Source organism: Enemella dayhoffiae, from assembly GCF_002250625.1.
GTDB lineage: Bacteria > Actinomycetota > Actinomycetes > Propionibacteriales > Propionibacteriaceae > Enemella > Enemella dayhoffiae.
The window spans coordinates 1-16,654 of record NZ_NMVQ01000023.1 but is presented as its reverse complement, the minus strand read 5'-3'; the positions used below and the strand labels follow the sequence as shown (position 1 = coordinate 16,654).

Annotated in this window: 16 protein-coding genes and 2 pseudogenes; 1 reads left to right on the top strand and 17 read right to left on the bottom strand. The window is 69.1% G+C overall.

The window, feature by feature from the left end:
• Nucleotides 1–2: 2 nt before the first annotated feature.
• From CGZ93_RS11020 to CGZ93_RS10950, 15 genes and pseudogenes are all read right to left on the bottom strand, one after another.
• Nucleotides 3–332 (bottom strand): annotated as a pseudogene (locus tag CGZ93_RS11020) (hypothetical protein); the annotation flags it as partial.
• Nucleotides 333–356: 24 nt separating this feature from the next.
• Nucleotides 357–1,415: an adenosine deaminase gene (locus tag CGZ93_RS11015; protein WP_407643944.1), complete on the bottom strand. Its 1,059-nt coding sequence runs from the start codon at nt 1,413–1,415 to the stop codon at nt 357–359.
• A 168-nt stretch (nt 1,416–1,583) separates the two neighbouring features.
• Nucleotides 1,584–1,997 carry a cytidine deaminase gene (locus CGZ93_RS11010; RefSeq protein WP_094364187.1) on the bottom strand — a complete coding sequence of 138 codons (414 nt, stop codon included), beginning with the start codon at nt 1,995–1,997 and terminating at the stop codon, nt 1,584–1,586.
• Complete coding sequence (locus tag CGZ93_RS11005; RefSeq protein ID WP_229117375.1) at nt 1,987–3,267, bottom strand: ABC transporter permease; 1,281 nt, start codon at nt 3,265–3,267, stop codon at nt 1,987–1,989. The genes CGZ93_RS11010 and CGZ93_RS11005 overlap by 11 nt, the downstream gene beginning before the upstream one ends.
• Complete coding sequence (locus tag CGZ93_RS11000) at nt 3,264–4,430, bottom strand: ABC transporter permease (protein ID WP_094364186.1); 1,167 nt, start codon at nt 4,428–4,430, stop codon at nt 3,264–3,266. The genes CGZ93_RS11005 and CGZ93_RS11000 overlap by 4 nt, the downstream gene beginning before the upstream one ends.
• Nucleotides 4,427–5,998 carry an ABC transporter ATP-binding protein gene (locus CGZ93_RS10995; RefSeq protein WP_094364477.1) on the bottom strand — a complete coding sequence of 524 codons (1,572 nt, stop codon included), beginning with the start codon at nt 5,996–5,998 and terminating at the stop codon, nt 4,427–4,429. Before CGZ93_RS10995 ends, CGZ93_RS11000 begins: the two co-directional genes overlap by 4 nt.
• Before the next feature lie 247 nt (nt 5,999–6,245).
• The gene (locus tag CGZ93_RS10990; protein WP_176451731.1) at nt 6,246–7,355 is read right to left on the bottom strand and encodes a BMP family lipoprotein; all 1,110 of its coding nucleotides are present in this window, start codon (nt 7,353–7,355) and stop codon (nt 6,246–6,248) included.
• Between the two features lie 172 nt (nt 7,356–7,527).
• Nucleotides 7,528–8,292, bottom strand: coding sequence for a helical backbone metal receptor (locus CGZ93_RS10985; protein ID WP_094364185.1), 765 nt, complete (start codon nt 8,290–8,292; stop codon nt 7,528–7,530).
• A 28-nt stretch (nt 8,293–8,320) separates the two neighbouring features.
• Nucleotides 8,321–8,953: a response regulator transcription factor gene (locus tag CGZ93_RS10980; RefSeq protein ID WP_094364184.1), complete on the bottom strand. Its 633-nt coding sequence runs from the start codon at nt 8,951–8,953 to the stop codon at nt 8,321–8,323.
• Complete coding sequence (locus tag CGZ93_RS10975) at nt 8,950–10,053, bottom strand: sensor histidine kinase (protein ID WP_094364183.1); 1,104 nt, start codon at nt 10,051–10,053, stop codon at nt 8,950–8,952. The genes CGZ93_RS10980 and CGZ93_RS10975 overlap by 4 nt, the downstream gene beginning before the upstream one ends.
• Nucleotides 10,050–10,799: an ABC transporter permease gene (locus CGZ93_RS10970; protein ID WP_094364182.1), complete on the bottom strand. Its 750-nt coding sequence runs from the start codon at nt 10,797–10,799 to the stop codon at nt 10,050–10,052. Before CGZ93_RS10970 ends, CGZ93_RS10975 begins: the two co-directional genes overlap by 4 nt.
• Nucleotides 10,800–10,827: 28 nt before the next feature.
• Nucleotides 10,828–11,721 carry an ABC transporter ATP-binding protein gene (locus CGZ93_RS10965; protein ID WP_094364181.1) on the bottom strand — a complete coding sequence of 298 codons (894 nt, stop codon included), beginning with the start codon at nt 11,719–11,721 and terminating at the stop codon, nt 10,828–10,830.
• Between the two features lie 262 nt (nt 11,722–11,983).
• Nucleotides 11,984–12,292 carry an HU family DNA-binding protein gene (locus tag CGZ93_RS10960; protein ID WP_094364180.1) on the bottom strand — a complete coding sequence of 103 codons (309 nt, stop codon included), beginning with the start codon at nt 12,290–12,292 and terminating at the stop codon, nt 11,984–11,986.
• A 292-nt stretch (nt 12,293–12,584) separates the two neighbouring features.
• Nucleotides 12,585–13,451, bottom strand: a complete 867-nt coding sequence (locus CGZ93_RS10955; protein WP_171196750.1) for an amidohydrolase family protein — start codon at nt 13,449–13,451, stop codon at nt 12,585–12,587.
• Nucleotides 13,448–14,719: an MFS transporter gene (locus CGZ93_RS10950; protein WP_094364179.1), complete on the bottom strand. Its 1,272-nt coding sequence runs from the start codon at nt 14,717–14,719 to the stop codon at nt 13,448–13,450. Before CGZ93_RS10950 ends, CGZ93_RS10955 begins: the two co-directional genes overlap by 4 nt.
• A 172-nt stretch (nt 14,720–14,891) precedes the next feature.
• Here CGZ93_RS10950 and CGZ93_RS19465 point away from each other — a divergent pair.
• Nucleotides 14,892–15,059: pseudogene (locus CGZ93_RS19465) on the top strand (IS3 family transposase); the annotation flags it as partial.
• A gap of 14 nt (nt 15,060–15,073) precedes the next feature.
• Here CGZ93_RS19465 and CGZ93_RS10940 read toward each other — a convergent pair.
• Together CGZ93_RS10940 and CGZ93_RS10935 are read right to left on the bottom strand one after the other, a co-directional pair.
• Complete coding sequence (locus CGZ93_RS10940; RefSeq protein WP_094364177.1) at nt 15,074–15,658, bottom strand: S1C family serine protease; 585 nt, start codon at nt 15,656–15,658, stop codon at nt 15,074–15,076.
• An 86-nt stretch (nt 15,659–15,744) separates the two neighbouring features.
• Entirely contained in the window at nt 15,745–16,266 is a 522-nt protein-coding gene (locus CGZ93_RS10935) for an HdeD family acid-resistance protein (RefSeq protein ID WP_094364176.1), read from the bottom strand.
• Between the last annotated feature and the right edge of the window lie 388 nt (nt 16,267–16,654).

The window sequence follows — 16,654 nt, the reverse complement described above, 5'->3', positions numbered from 1 at the left end:
CCCTACCGGTTCGGGCGAAACCAGGGGAGGGGCTGGTACGCCCGGCGCGCCACCAGCGCGGCGACCACCAGCAGCGGGATGAACCACCCTGACCAGCCGAGCACCGTGCCATGCAGGGTATCGACCTGACTGTCGGCGGACTGGAAGACCAACATCGCGCTACCGGCGAGGGCGTTGAACAGTCCGTGCCCGTAGGCCGCCGGCCACACCGAGCCGGAGCGCTGGCGTACCCAGGCGAACAGACCGGTGAGCAGGGTGCACAGCACGCAGAACGCGAACAGACCCAGCACCGGATGCAGCGGATAGTTGTAGCCCAGCAACAGCAGGGGCGAATGCCACGAACCAGCGACCCCGCATCAGCCGGCGTAGCCGGGCACGATCTGCTCGGCGAAGATCTGTTCGGCGACCGTGTGGGGCAGGAAGGCCGCCCGGATCGAGTTGCGCGCGAAGCGGGCGAGCTGGACCCGGTCGAACCCGAACGCCTGCACGAGCTGGTGGAGCTCGTTGCTGAGCGTGGTGCGGCTCATCAGTCGGTTGTCGCAGGAGATGGTCACGTTGAACCCGAGCTCGACCAGCGTGCCGACCGGGTGTTCGGCGTACGTTTGGGCGATTCCGGTCTGCAGGTTGGAGGTGGGGCACACCTCGAGCGGGATCTGGCGGTCCAGCACGTACGCCGCCACCGGGCCCAGGCTGGGCAGGTCCCCGGAGTCGTCGATGTCCTCGATGAGGCGTACGCCGTGACCGAGCCGCTGCCCGCCCTGCACCAGCGCGTCGCGGATCGAGTCCACCCCGGCGGCCTCACCGGCATGGATGGTGAACCGGCCGAGATTCTCACGCAGCAAGGAGAACGCGGCGGCGTGGTTGCTCGGCGGGAAGCCGTCCTCGGGGCCGGCGATGTCGAAGCCGGCGACCAGGTCACCGGCGTGGTCCAGCCCGAGCTCGGCCACGTCGCGGGAGGTGTCGGTGTGCCGCATCCCGGTCACCAGCTGGCGCACGGTGATGTACTGCTCCTGATCGGCGGCGGTGCGTACGCCCTCGCGCAACCCCTCGCCCACCGCACGGATCGCCTCGGCCATGCTCAGCCCGGCACGGGTGTGCTGCTCCGGCGCCCAGCGCGCCTCGGCGTACACCACCGAGTCGGCGGCCTGATCGAGCACGAACTCGCGCGCGATCCGGCGCAGGTCCTCGGCGCGCTGCATCACCGCGATCGTGTGGTCGAAGGTCTCCAGATAGCGGACCAGCGAACCCGAGTCGGCGGCCTCGAAGAACCAGGTGGCCAGCGAATCCGCGTCACCGGCCGGCAGTTGGTGACCGACCTCGGCGGCGATGTCGAGCATCGTCTGCGGGCGTACGCCCCCGTCCAGATGGTCGTGCAGCGCCACCTTCGGCAGCGCGCGGATCGTCTCGAGATCCAGGACCTCGGTGGGGGTGTCTTCGTCAGCCATGCCGCCATTGTTCCGCGCTGTCCGGCCGGGCGCGAGTCAGCCTGAGGTAACCGGACAGGCAATGGCAACAGGGGCAGGCCCGGCAAACCCAGTCCGACTGGGTTTGATCATGGAGTCACGCGGGCACTGCCGGCCCGGTTACGTGGTCCCGGAGACGACCCGATCGAGATCGTGGGCGCCGAATGCCTGCGGCAGCACCTCGGTCATCGGGAGCACCCCCTTCGGGGTGTCCACCAGCAGCTCCGCTCCCCCGTGCTCCCACAGCAGCTGGCGGCAGCGCCCGCACGGCATCAGCGCCGAGCCGGTGGCGTCGACGCAGGCGAACGCGACCAGGCGTCCGCCGCCGCTGGCGTGCAGGGCCGACACCAGCCCGCACTCGGCGCACAGCCCGACCCCATAGGACGCGTTCTCCACGTTGCAGCCGACCACGAGCCGGCCGTCGTCGACCAGGGCGGCCGCGCCGACCGGAAACTTCGAATAGGGCGCGTACGCCCGCTCCGCGGCCTCGACCGCGCGCCGACGGAGTGCGGCCCAGTCGATGTCACTTGTCATAGGGCACCCCGTCGGCGGCCGGCGCGCGGACCCGGCCGATCAGCCCGGCCACGGCGATCACGGTGGCGACGTAGGGCAGCAGCTCCAGGAACTGGCTCGGCACCGGGGTGGACAGCGCCTGCATCTGCGAGGACATCTGGGTGACGAAGCCGAAGAACAGCGCCATCACCGCCGCCCAGACCGGGTGCCAGCGGCCCATGATCAGCGCGGCCAGGGCGATGAACCCCTTGCCCACCGTGAGTTCCTTGGCGAACGAGCCGGTCGAGCCGATGGTGAAGAAGGCGCCACCGAGGCCGGCGAAGATGCCACCGACCAGCACCGCCTGATAACGCATCGCGCGTACCTTGATGCCGACGGTGTCCGCGGACTCCGGGTGCTCACCGACGGCGCGCACGCGCAGGCCCCAGGCGGTGCGATAGAGCAGGAACCAGACCAGCACCACCGACACGATGGCCAGATAGGCCAGCACGGTCTGCCGGAACAGGATCGGCCCGAAGAACGGGATCGACGACAGCAGCGGGATCTCCACGGCCTCGAGCAGCGGGGCGCTGTTCAGCTGGCTGGCGGCCGGCGCGACCAGCTGGTCGAACAGGAAGCCGGTCAGTCCGACCGCGAGCAGGTTGATCACCACACCGAGCACCACCTGGTCGACCAGGTATTTGATCGAGAAGACCGCCAGCAGCGCGGCCATCAGCACCCCGGCCAGCACCGCCGCCAGCATCGCGGCGGGGATCGACTTGGTCATCGACCCGACGATCCCGGCGGCGAAGGCGGCGGTCAGGAACTGTCCCTCGATGGCGACGTTCACCACGCCGGCCCGCTCACAGAGCACACCGGCCAGCGCGCCAAGGATCAGCGGCGTGGCCAGGTTGAGGGTGCCGTTGAACTGGTTGCTCATCGGGAACGGCAGGTCGCGCCCGGAGGCGGCCCAGGTGAGGAAGCCGAGCACCACGGCGACCCCGGCCACCGCGCCGAGGATGCGGCGTACCCGAACGGGAAGCCGGCCGCGGAACAGCAGACCGCCGCAGACCAGGCAGGCCAGCGCGCAGACCAGCACCACCGGCATGCCGGGCAGGGTGATCTCGGGCAGCTGCACCTCGTCGAAGGCGTCGCTGAGCGCGAACCGGGCGGCCCCCTTGGCGTTGAACGCCAGCCCGAGCAGCAGCAGCCCGACCACCGCGATCAGCACGCTGGTGGAGATCCGCTGCGAGCGGGCCTGCCGGGACTCGACGAAGGCGGGCAGCTCCGGGGTCGTCACGGTGGTGCTCACTGCAGGCCTCCTGCCTGGGCGGCCCCGGCGAGGGGACGGGTACGCCGCCCCTTCAACCAGGGGAAGACGGTGCGGACCAGGCCGGGTGCGGCGACGAACAGCACGATCAGCGCCTGCAGCAGGGTGGTCAGCGTGAGCGGGGTCTGCGCCATCGACTGCATCGCCAGCCCGCCGGCGTGCAGGCCGCCGAACAGCAGCCCGGCCAGCACGATGCCGAACGGGCGGGAGCGGCCGAGCAGGGCGACGGTGATCGCGTCGAAGCCGACCGTGCCGACGAGCCCGCCGGACAGCGGCACGGGGGTGCCGAGCACGCCGGGTCCGAGCGCGTACTGCACACCGGCCAGGCCGGCCAGCCCGCCGGCGATGACCATGGTGATCACGGTGGTGCGGGCGACGCTCATCCCGGCGGTGGCCGCCGCGTGCGGGTTCTGCCCGACCGCGCGGATCGCGAAGCCGGTGGTGGAGCGGTCGAGCAGCCACCAGACGCCTCCGGCGGCGAGCAGGGCGATCAGGAAGCCGAGGTGCAGCTGGGTGCCCTCGATCCGCGGCATTGTCGCGTTCCAGTCGACCACCGGCGAGATCGGGTCGGTGCGGCCGGGGCGCTGGAACGCCTTGGTGGTCAGCAGCCACTCGAGCAGCTTGGAGGCGATGTAGTTCATCATGATCGTCACGATCACCTCGTGCGCCCCGGCACGGGCCTTGAGCAGGCCGACGATGCCGCCCCAGATCGCACCGCCGAGCACGCCGAAGGCGATCGCCACGAGCAGGTGGATGACCGGCGGCAGGTGCCAGCCGAAGCCGGCGTACGCCCCCAGGATCGCTCCCCAGATCGCCTGGCCCTGGGCGCCGATGTTGAACAGCCCGGCGCGGAAGGCGAGACCGACGCCGAGGCCGGCGCAGATCAGCGGCGCGGCCTGGGCGGTGGTCTCGGTGATCGGGCCCAGCCCGCCGAGCGAGCCGAGGAAGAGCGCGCCGTAGGCGCCGGACACCTTCTCCCAGGAGGCGGTCAGCGCGTCACCGGGTCGGTACGCCAGATAGCTCCACTTGGCCATCACCTCGGCGTCGGAGACGATCATCACGATCGCGCCGACGACGAACGCCATCACGAAGGCGACCGCGGTGGTGATCACCTCGGTCCAGGCCTGGCGGGATCGGGTGCTCATCGCAACTCCTCGGGCCGGGTGTCGGCCTGCTCGTCGGGATCGGCCGGCGCCGGGGAATGGGCGCCGGCCTCCTCGGCCGTGGCCCCGGCCATCATCAGGCCGAGCACCTCGCGGGAGGTGTCGGCGGGGACGACTCCGACGATCCGGCCGCGATACATCACCGCGATCCGGTCGGCCAGCGCGGCGACCTCGTCGAGCTCGGTGGAGACGATGATCACGGCGGTGCCGTTGTCGCGCTCGGCGACGATCCGCTGGTGCAGGAACTCGATCGCGCCGACATCGACGCCGCGGGTGGGCTGGGAGGCGATCAGCAGCGACAGCGGCCGGGACAGCTCACGGGCCAGCACCACCTTCTGCTGGTTGCCGCCGGACAGCGAGCCGACCGGGGTGTCGATCGACTGGGTTCGGATGTCGAACTCCTCCACCCGGTCGGTGGCGTTGCGGCGGATCCTCTTCAGGTCCAGCGAGAGCCCCCGGGCGAACGGTTTCTCGTCGAAACTGTTCAGCACAAGGTTTTCCGCGACGCTGAAGCTGGAGACGAAACCGTCGTGCTTGCGGTCCTCAGGGACGAAGCCGAGTCCGGCGTCGATGGTCTGCTTGGGCGTACTGCGGGTGATCTCACGGCCGTCGAGGCGGACCCGGCCGCCGGAGACCGGGGTGGTACCGATCAGCGCCTCGGCCAGCTCGGTCTGCCCGTTGCCCTGGACGCCGGCGATGCAGAGGATCTCGCCGCCGCGCACGTCGAAGGAGACGTCGTTGACCACGACCTGGCCGGCGGGGCTGAGCACCCGCAGATCCTGCACGGACAGGCGTACCTCGCCGTCGGCGGCGGGCGGTGCCTTGTCCACGGTCAGCTGCACCGCGCGGCCGACCATCAGCTCTGCCAGCTCGGACTCGGTCGCCCCCGGACTGGCCTCGCCGACCACCTTGCCGCGGCGGATCACGGTGATCCGGTCGGCGACGGCGCGCACCTCGCGCAGCTTGTGGGTGATGAACACGATGGCGCGACCCTCGTCCTTGAGCCGCTGCATCACCGCCATCAGCTCGTCGATCTCCTGCGGGGTGAGCACCGCCGTCGGCTCGTCGAACACCAGATATTTGGCGTCGTTGGCGAGGGCCTTGAGGATCTCGACCCGCTGTTGTACGCCGACCGGCAGGTCTTCCACCACGGCGTCGGGGTCGACCTCGAACTTGTACTGGTCGGCGAGCCGGCGGACCAGGCCGCGGGCACCCTTCATGTCCAGGGTGCCGAAACCGGCCGCCTGTCGGCCGAGGGCGAGGTTCTCGGCGACGGTGAACACGTCGACCAGCATGAAGTGCTGGTGCACCATGCCGATGCCGGCGGCCATCGCCTCGCGCGGGTTGCTGAACTTCCGGGCCGCCCCGTCGACGACGATCTCGCCCTCGTCGGGCTGCAGCAGCCCGTAGAGCACGTTCATCAGGGTGGACTTGCCGGCCCCGTTCTCACCGAGCAGGCAGTGGATCTCACCGGGCCTGATCGCCAGGTCGACGGAGTCGTTGGCGACCAGTTCACCGAACCGCTTCGTGATGCCGCGCAGCTGCAACATCTCGGAGCGGCCGGCTGCGGTCTGCTCGGCGAGGGGCTCGTCGGTCTGTGGCACGGGGGCATCCTTGCAGCAGAGCCGTCGCAGGTCGAGCGTGACGGCGGGACGTGCGTGACGGCGGGGTGGCGTGACGGCGGGACGTGCGTGACGGCGGGGTGGCGTGACGGCGGGACGTGCGTGACGGCGGGGTGGCGTGACGGCGGGGCGTGCTGCGGGGGAAGGGGCAGACCGCCCCCTCCCCCGCAGTGCGTCACTTGGGCTGAGCGCTGGACTCGATCTTGACGGTCCCGGCCTGGATGTCGGTGGCGAGCTTCTCCACCTCGGCCTTGGTCTCGGCGGTCACCTTAGAGTCGAACTCGTGGTAGGGCGACAGCTTGGTGCCCTTGTTCTTCAGGTTGCCGACGTAGGCCTCGCTGTTGAACTTGCCCTCCTTGCCGGCCTTGATCGCCTCGAAGACAGCGACGTCCATCGCCTTCTCGACCGAGGTGATCAGGTTCTTGCAGTAGTTCTGCGCGGACACGCACCCGTCGGTGTCGACCCAGATCGCGTTCACCTTGCCGCCGGACGCCTGAGCGGCCTGCAGGCCACCCTCACCGGCCGGGCCGGCGACCGGGAAGATCACGTCGGCGCCCTGGGCGACCAGGCCGTTGGCGGTGTTCTTGCCACCGTTGACGTCCTCGAAGGAGCGCTCACCCGGGACGAACTGGCCGTCCTGCTTGGCGGAGTCCCAGCCGAGCACCTGGACGTTCTTGCTCTTGGCCTTGTTGTAGTGCGCCACACCCTGGGCGAAGCCGTCCATGAAGATGGTCACGGTGGGGATCTTCTTGCCACCGAAGGTGCCCACCTTGCCGGTCTTGGACTGCGAGGCGGCGACATAACCGGCCAGGAAGGAGCTCTCGGCGGTGTTGAACGCCAGCGGCTTCAGGTTGGGCAGCTTGGTGTCGGGCTGGGAGTCGACGATGGCGAAGTTGACGTTCGGGTTCGCCTTGGCCGCGGCCACGGTGTCGTCGGCGAGCAGGAAGCCGACGGTGATGATCACGTTGCACTTGGCGTCGACCATCGACTTGATGTTCTTGGCGAAGTCGGCGGTGGTGGTCGACTCGACCTCGCCGGTCTGTACGCCGAGCTGCGACTTCGCGTCGGTCAGGCCCTTGTGCGAGGTCTGGTTGAACGACTTGTCGTCGAAACCGCCGGAGTCGGACACCATGCACGCCTTGTAGCCCGAACCGCCACCAGAAGAGGTCTGGGTGGCGCCCGCGCCGGGGCTGGTCCCCTCACCCGGGGGCTTGGCACAGCCGCCGAGGGCCAGGGTGGTGGCACCCAGCAGGGCTGGTACGGCCAGGAGATTCTTGCGCTTCACTTGTTGCCTCCTCGGGGCGTTGCGGGGGTCTCGCCATCGGCGACCCACCTGACTGTAACCCCGTGGTCACCGTTGGTTCTCCATCGCGGGCGTACGACCCGCGAGGCGGTTACCGAAGCGTAATCGTTGGGGTGGGTCCGGTTTCACTGTGGTCGCACCCACCACACGGGTGTCAGGAGTGGCTGGCGTCGAGCCGTTGTTCGAGTTCTGCGCGGGCGGTGATCAGCGAGGGGCCGTACCAGGTCAGCGCCCGCCCGGACAGGCACACCGTGGGCTGCGGAAAGTCCTCCGGCCCGTCGGCGGGGCCGAAGGCGTACGGTTCGTCGGGCAGCAGCACCCGGTCGGGGCGCAGCGCGTGCAGGTCGCTCAGCTCGGCGGCCGGATAGCGACCGGGTCCGGGGACGAGCAGGCGTACGCCGAGTCGGGTCAGCAGGTCGGCGGTGAAGGTGGCCTCCCCCACCACCATCCACGGGTTCTTCCAGATCGGCACGACGGCGGTGCCGCGGTCCGGCGACGGCGCGGCCCAGGCCTGTTCCGCGGCGCGCAACCAGTCGGGTATGCCGACGCCGAGCCCCTCGGTGCACAGTCGACCGATGGAGTGGAACGCGTCCGCCAACGACTCGATCCGGGTCACCCAGACCGCGATTCCCGAGTCGCGCAGCCGCTGCACGTCGAGCTCGCGGTTCTCCTCCTGATTGGCCACCACCAGGTCGGGTCGCAGCGCGCGAATGCTGTCCAGGTTGGGATTCTTGGTGCCGCGGACCCGGCGTACGCCCCGGACGTCCAGGTCGGCGGGGTGGGTGCACCAGTCGGTGGCGCCGACGAGCCGTTCGGGGGTGGTGGCGGCGAGCGCCTCGGTCAGCGAGGGCACCAGCGAGCAGATCCGCTGGGGTGGCTGCGGCAGCGGCACCGGATGGCCCAGGTCGTCAATCGGCACTTGCCCAGTCAATCAGGCGGGCCGGGGCTCAGTCGGAGAGGCCGGGCAGCCACCCGTTGTCGACCGCCACCCGGACCGCCTCGCCCCGGTTGGCCACGCCCAGCTTGCCGATCGCGGCGGACAGGTGGTTGCGCACGGTGCCCTCGGACAGGAACACCCGGCGCGCGATCTCGGCGGTGGTACGCGCGTCGGCTGCTGCGGCAAGCACCTCCTGCTCGCGCTCGGACAGCGGGTTGGGGCCGGCGGACAGGCTGGCCGCGGCCAGGTCGGGGTCGACCGCACGCAGCCCCTGGTGCACCCGCCGGATCGCCTCGACCAATTGTTCCACCGGGGCGTCCTTGACGAGATAACCGACCGCCCCGGCCTCCATCGCCCGGCGCAGCCAGCCGGCCCGGCCAAAGGTGGTCACCACGATCACGCGGGTCTGCGGCAGCTCGGCGAGCAGTGCGGCGGTGGTGGCGATTCCGTCAACCAGGGCCGCGTTTCCGGGCATCTGCACATCCATCAGCACGACATCGGGTTGCAGCGCGCGAGCCTGTTCGAGCACCCCCGCACAACTGCCCGCCTGACCCACCACCGTGAGGTCCGGTTCGAGGTCGAGCATGGTGGCCAACGCGTTGCGGACCAGGGTCTGGTCGTCGGCGAGCAGCAGGCGGATCATCGGGATCCTCCGATTCGCGCCTCGACGGTGGTGCCGTGCTCGTTGTTGCGCACCGACAGGGTGCCCCCGGCCTGCTCGACGCGTTGCCGCAGACCGCGCAATCCGTTGCCGGCCGGGGCGTGCAGTCCTCGGCCGTTGTCGGTGATGCGCACGCCACGCTCGGCCAGGGCGATCTCGCACCGGTCGGCGCCGGAGTGTCGGATCACGTTGGTGACGGCCTCGCGCACCACGAAACCGAGCAGTTCGCTGGCACGTTCGTCGGGTTGGGCCGCGGCGGTGCTGACCCGGCACTCGACCCCGGCGGCCTGGAGCACCGAGCGGGCGCTGGCGGTCTCGCTGGCCAGGCGTACCTGCTGCATGCCCGAAGCGGTGGCGCGGACCTCGGCGAGGGCCTGCCGGGCCAGCCGTTCCACCTCGGCCATCTCGGTCGCGGCGGCGGCCGGATCGCGGTCGGCGAGTCGGCGGGCCAGTTGCGCCTTGACCGCGACGGCGGTCAGCGAGTGGCCCAGGATGTCGTGCAGGTCGCGCCCGATCCGCTCCCGCTCGGCGGCCACCGCGAGCACCGCGTTGCGCTCCTCCGCGGCGATCAGCCGCTGTCGCAAGTCCTCCTGGCGGATCGCGAAGGCGATCCAGATGCCCACCGACCCACCCACCATGGCCAGCGAGATCGCCAACCAGTCGTCGGCCAGCAGTCCGACACCGACCAGGGTGAGCGTGGTCACCGGAATGACCAGGCGAGAGTGCCTCCACGGCGTGAGCGAGGCGAGTGCGATGCAGACGAAGGCGCTGAAGTAGATGGCAGCGACCCCGAGAAACGGGACGAGCAGGGCTACGGCCGCGGTCACGGCGAGGACGCCCAACCAGCGAGCGCGCAGCGAGAGTTCGACCACCAGGGGAATTGCCAGATAGGCGATGGCGATCAGCAGGCAGACGCCGGTGACACCCAGGCGTACGCCGAGCGAGACGGGGCGGGTCCAGGCGGGAACGAGCGCGAACCCGAGGAAGGCCAGACCGCCGGCGTACATCGGCAACCCGTTCCGGACGCCGCGGTGCCACACCTGCGCCACCCGAGAGACACCGGGGTGCACCGTTCGGTTCATCGTCGCGAGCTCCGCACGGCCCGACGGTATCCGACGGCGCCCAGCAGGGTGAGCCCAGCGAGCCAGGCCACAAGGACGAGGGGGCCGCGGGCCTCGAGCTCACCGCCGAAGATCGGCCACACGGCCAGGTCGTTCATCCAGTAGGTGGGCAGCAGCTTGGCGATCCCCTGCATCGCCGTCGGCATCTGGGCCACCGGCACCCACAGTCCGCCGAGCATGGACAGCGCCAGCAGCAAGATGGTGGACAGGGCCCCCACGGTGCTCGGCTGGAACCAGAGCGCGATCACCACACCCAGGATCACCATCGGCAGCAGGCAGATCCACACCAGCACCCCGACCGCCAGCCAGGTGGCCGGTTGCAGGCGTACACCGTTGAGCAGACCGCAGACGAACACGGCAAGGATGGCCGGCAGCACCTGCACCATCGCGCCGATGATTTTGGCGCTGAGAAATCCGGCCGGGGTGAGCCCGCTGAGCATCAACTGTCGGAACCAGCCGGTGCGGCGTTCCACCTGCAGCTGGGCACCGGCGGAGATGGCGGCGCCGAGCGCGCCGTAGATGGCCATCGACACCATCATCAGGGTGTTCACGTCGGTGGGCCCGACCTGGAAGGAGCCGAAGATCTTGGAGAACATCAGGTACATCCCCACGGGCAGGGCGATCGTGAACACCAGGAAGCCCGCCTGGCGCATCGAGATGGCGAGGTTGGCTCCGACGTAGTGGCCGGTCGTGCTGAGGGCGCTCATCGCGGTTTTCTCCTTCTGGTGCGTCGGTTCAGGCGGCCTGGTGGGTGAGTTCGATGAACGCGTCCTCCAGGCTGACCGCGCTCACCTCGATCTCGTTGACCCGCTCGGGGAGCTCGAGCAGGGCGTACAGGGTGGCGTCGGAATCGGTGGTGCGCAGCTGAATCCGATCGCCGACCCGGGTTGCACCGGTGACCCCGGCGAGTGACTCGAGCGCAACCTGGTCGCTGGAATCCTCGCTGCGGAAGGAAACCACGCGTCCGGCGACCCGGCGCTTGATCTGCGCACCGGTGCCGTCGGCGACCACCCGACCCCGGGTCATCACGATGACCCGTTGGGCGAACTCGTCGGCCTCGTCGAGATAGTGCGTGGCGAACACGATGGTGCGACCCTGATCGGCGATCCCGCGCATCTGGGACCAGAACTCGCGACGGGTGCTCACGTCCATCGCCACGGTGGGTTCGTCGAGCAGCAGCAGTCGTGGGTCGGCGAGGATGGCGAGCGCGAACCGGACGCGCTGGGCCTGACCGCCCGACAGCTTCGTGGTGGGGGTGTGCAGCACCTCGGTCAGGTCGGCCCGCTCGATCACCTCGGCCAGCGGCAACGGGTGGCGGTGCAGGCCGGCCATCAGCCGCAGCAGCCCACGGACGCTGACCCCGTCGAGCAGCGGTCCGCCCTGCAGCATCGCGCCCACACCGCCGGCGCGCATGGCAGTGATCGGGTCGGTGCCGAGCACCTTGACGGCCCCCTCATCGGGGCGGTTGAGGCCGAGGATCATCTCGGTGGTGGTGGATTTCCCTGCCCCGTTGGGGCCGAGCAGGGCGACGACCTCGCCGGTGCGGACGGTCAGGTCGAGGTGGTCAACGGCGGTGAGCTGGCCAAACCGCTTGGTCAGCCCGGTGGTGCGGATCGCTTCGCTGGTCATGCATCCAGAGTGGCGGGCCCGGGGTGGGTCGACCATCGGTCGCCGTCACGACTGGGTCGTGACAATTGTCAGCGGCTCGGGCCCAGGTGTGCTGGGCAGGAACCGCACAACTCCGGTGTCACGCGCCAGCCGGAACAGCACCATGCGAGGTTGCGGGTCGCCGGGGAAAATGATCAAGGAATTGTGCGGGATTCGGCCAGCGCCGAAAATGAAGCACGGGCAGGCCCACGTGGGGTCTGCCCGTGCTCACGCCGGGTGGGCGTCACTTCTTCTTGGCAGCCTTCTTGGCCGGCTTGGCGTTGGCGACCGTGGTCTTGAACTGCGCGGCCGGCTTGAAGCCGGGCACCGAGGTGGCGGCGATCTTGATCTCCGCGCCGGTCTGCGGGTTGCGGCCGGTGCGGGCGGAACGCTCGCGCTTCTCGAAGGTGCCGAGGCCGGGGATGGCCACGCGATCGCCCTTGGCCACCGAGCTCGCGATGGCGTCGATCAGCGCGCCGAGCGCCTTGTCGGCAGCGGCCTGGCTGATCTCGGCCTGGGCGGCCATGGCCTCCAGGAGTTCCTTCTTGGTCATGAGTGTCCTTCTCTCGGGAGCTTCCGTTGCGGTTCAGCGTAGGGACAACACGCCGGGCGTACGCGCGACACGCCGCCCAAAGCGCGCTCCTACGGCCAGTGAACGGCCTGTGGGGCCCGAATCACGGGGAGAAGGGCACCCTGCGACCCTGGTGCCGCGAACCCCAGCCGCCGTTGATCGGGATGCGATCCCGCAAACAGATGGACCGCCGGGAACCTCATTGTCCCCAAGCGGTTGGTGGCCAACCGTAGGCAGGAGCGATTCACCATGTCAACCGCACCGATCGAAGCCGTCATTGATTCTGGTGCACGGGAAAGTCGTAGCGTCGGCTCGGATTGAGTCCGGTCACGACCTGACGTTGCCCCTCCTCCGGAAGCCAGCGGTGCAGTCGGCCGAGCAGGGTGTCCGGACCGGGATGCGGCAGGGTGAGTCCGACATGTGGCCAGTCGCTGCCCCACAGCACTCGCTCGATCCCGGCGTCGACCAGGGCGGCCACCCGTTCGTCGACGCGCTCCTCGTGTGCGCGCCAGCGGCTGGCGAAGTCGGGGTCCGCCTGGCCGGGTTCCCCCGCCGGCAGCAGCCGATCGAGCCCGGAGAGGGTGACCCAGACCTGGCCGTCGCGGACCAGGTCGAGCAGCATGCGCACCGCGGGGGTGTCCAGTCCCTGGTCGGAGGGGAGGTGACCCAGGTGGTCCACGACGACCTCGGCACCGCAGCGGCGTACCCGGTCGGCGAACCAGTCGACGTGCCGGCGCAGATCGCTCCACACCTCGATGTGCCAACCGAACGGGGCGACCATGGCGGCCACCTCGCCGATCGCCTCGACCGGCACACCGCCCGGATAGCCGTCCTGCACCCTGGTCGCGCGCACCCCTGCCTGGTGCATCGCCTCCAGCACCCCGGGCGGCGTACCCACCGGCACGCAGGCCACCCCGCGCAACTGCTCGGGTCGCTGGCGCAGTGCGGCGAGCAGGATGTCGTGGTCGTCGGTGCCGTAGGCGGATGGTTGCACCAGCACGCCGCGGTCGCAGCCCAGGGCGGCGAGGTGGTCGGCGTGGTCGTGCACGCCGACCTGGGGTGGTTCGTACGCCGCCCCGCCGACCGGCACCGGCGGACGGATGCCGGCGTGGGTGAACACGTGGCAGTGGTTGTCGATCACGCGAAATCCGTTGCCTGGTGCAGCTCTCGGCCGCGGGTCTCCGGCAGCAGCAGCGCGGCGATGGCGAGTACGCCGTAGGCGACGCAGGCGAAGAGGGCGATGGCCGGGCCGATGGAGATCCGGGCCGCCAACGATCCGACCAGGAACGGGAACAGTGCCCCGATGCCGCGGCCGAAGTTGTAGGCAAATCCCTGACCGGATCCGCGGAACTCGGTGGGGAACTGTTCGGTGAAGAAGGCGCCCATGCCGGAGAAGTAGGCCGAGGAGAAGAATCCGAGCGGGAAGCAGAGCACGACGAAGACGATGTTGGGCAGGGAGAGCAGGGTGAACGGGAGCACCATCACGATGGCGCCGACCGAGCAGAGGATGAGCGCCCAGCGGCGTCCCACCTTGTCGGTGAACCAGGCGCCGAACAGATAGCCGGCGAAGGCGCCGGCGATGATGATGATCAGCGTGCCGCCGAGCGCCATCACCTTCAGCCCTCGCGTGGCGGAGAGGAACTGTGGGAGCCAGGTGGTGAGCGCGTAGTAGCCGCCCTGGGCGCCGACGGCGAGCAGGGAGCAGAGGACCGTGGTCTTCAACATCCGGGGGGAGAAGATGGCCAGCAACGGGCTGTGCGTCCTCGCCTGCTCGGATCGGCGGGCGATGTCGGAGATCTCGGGATCCTTGACGTGCTTGCGGAGATAGAGCACGAGCAGAGCTGGCAGGATGCCCAGGAAGAACAGGATCCGCCAGGACCACTCGGTCGGTGCCAGAGCGGTGACCAGGGTGAACGCGAGCACCGCGATCCCCCAGCCGATGGCCCAGCCGGACTGCACCGTGCCGACCGCGCGGCCGCGGTAGGCCGGGCGTACGGTCTCACCGATCAGGACCGCGCCGGCGGCCCACTCGCCGCCGAACCCGAAGCCCATCAGGCCGCGGGCGAGCATCAGTTGGTTGGCGTCCTGGGCGAGGCCGGACAGCGCGGTGAACACCGAGAACCAGAGCACCGTCAGTTGCAGGGTGCGGACGCGACCGATCCGGTCGGAGAGCACGCCGGCGAGCCACCCGCCCACCGCCGACGAGAGCAGCGCAACGGTGGCGATCAGTCCCGCCTGGGCGGTGTCACGGATGAAGTGCAGGCTGAGCAGCAGCGGGATGACCAGGCTGTAGAGCTGGACGTCGAACGCGTCGAGCGCCCACCCGGTGAAGCAACCCCAGAAGGTTTTTCGCTCCTGCGGCTGCATCTGGCTGAACCAGGTGCCCTGTGAATCGGTGGTTGTGGACATCGGTGCTCCCTCACTGGCAACGCTGCTGGTGAAACTGCCATACCAATCTGATTTTGGATACGATACTCGCGCTGGGTGGGTCCGGAGGAGCCTTTCAGGAGACCCACTGGGTCGGCGGCCCCAGGCGGAGCAGGAGGGCGAACTGAACCGCACTGGGTTGGTTGGAGTCTCCTCCGTCCTCGACCGGCAGCCTTGGGCCACCCGTGAACAGCTGCGGATCGCGATGGTGTCCTGGATCGAACGCACCTACCACCGCCGACGACGACAGTCCCGCCTCGGCCGCTTGACCCCAGTCGAATTCGAGACAATCATGACCACACCAGCCGACCTGGCTGCGTGACTAGGAACTGTCACCTATCCCTGCAGCAGACCCCTCGGCCCTGTACCCTGCTCGGAGGCAGCCACTGGACGGTTGAGGGCGCTGACGATGCCGGTGGTCACAGTCCCTGCCAGTCCCAGCGGGTTGCCCACGGCCATCACCGGCTGCCCGGTGCGCACTTCGGCCGAAGTGGCAATCGGGATCGGGGTGAGCTTGGTGTCCTGCACCGTGAGCACGGCCAGATCAGTGATCGGATCACGACCGGCGATGGTGACGGGCTGGACGCTGTTGTCGGACAGGGTGACCGACACGTCGCTATCAGTGGCATCACCCACCACATGGGCATTCGTGACGATGTGGTGCTCGTCAACTGCCACCCCCGAGCCCTCGCCCACCGGGTGGCCGCCGCTGGAGACCTCCACGGACACCACGGACGGGCTCACCTTCTCAGCAAGTGTCGTCCAGGACGGATCGTCGATGCTGCACGAGGTAACAGAGCTGTTCCCCGAGGTCGGACTTGTGAGGGGGCTGTTGGACGCCACTGGTGCTGGCGTCTTCACGTCTTCGGGGTTCATCGGCGCGGTGGCACTACAGGAAGTGAGCGGAATCAGTGCGGTCATCGCAATGGCTGCTGCCACAGTGCGCGCGGGAAGGCTAGAAGAGACCGAGTTGTGGTTGGAAGGGTCGTAGGCGTTTGCCTGGTCGGTCAGCTGTTCTTGGCCGCACGCCACACGGCGATGGCCGCTGCAACTTGGGACATGCCGAGGACCAGCAGCGACATGCCGGCCCAGAGCCCGATGGTGATGATCGCAGCGGCGTGGTTGAAGATGAACCAGATGCCTGCCAAGACCAGCAGCACGCCAGCCAGGACGTACAGCCAGCGACGCCGAGCAGTTTTCTCGGTCATCAGGCCCAAGCCACACATGATGGTCCATAGGCCAACGGCGGCAGCGATGAACGACAAGGTGAGATCAGGCAGGAGGACGATGAATAGGGCTAGTGCGACGCCCAGGGCCCCCACTCCGCCTCGCAGCCAACGCAGGACGCCGTAACAGCGCCATGCGCCGATCATCGCCGAAATTGACTCGACGAGCAGAAAGGCGCCGCAGAACATCACCAGGGATTGCAGGGTTAGCCCTGGCCACCAGATGAGCATGAAACCGAGCAGGATCACCAGTGCTGCACCAAACAGCTCGATCAGGGCCAGTGTGCGAAAAGTCTTGGACATGGAAAACCTCCGAGGGTCACTCAGGACAGGGATCGCGACAAGAAGGCCCGCGCAAAGCAGGCCAACCGCCGATGATGGTCAGCGAGGCCCGGCACAGGGCCATGAACCCCGCACGTCCCATTCCAGCCCTGACCACGGCCGATCACCATCGATGCTAGCACCCACAACGGACTGACCACACATGCACAAGCTGGGGATAGCTGGGGACTGTCGCAGGAACGGTGTAAGTGGCTCTACCGCCCGGATGGGCGAGAGGAGTCATGATGACCGACACACTGGTGGGCATGAGCCCACCGAGCCCGGCTGCGGCCGGCGATGCCGAGGACCGCGCTTCAGGCGCAGGTCGTGCTGAGGACCGGGATCTGAGCCCGGCGGAGCTGGCGGCGGT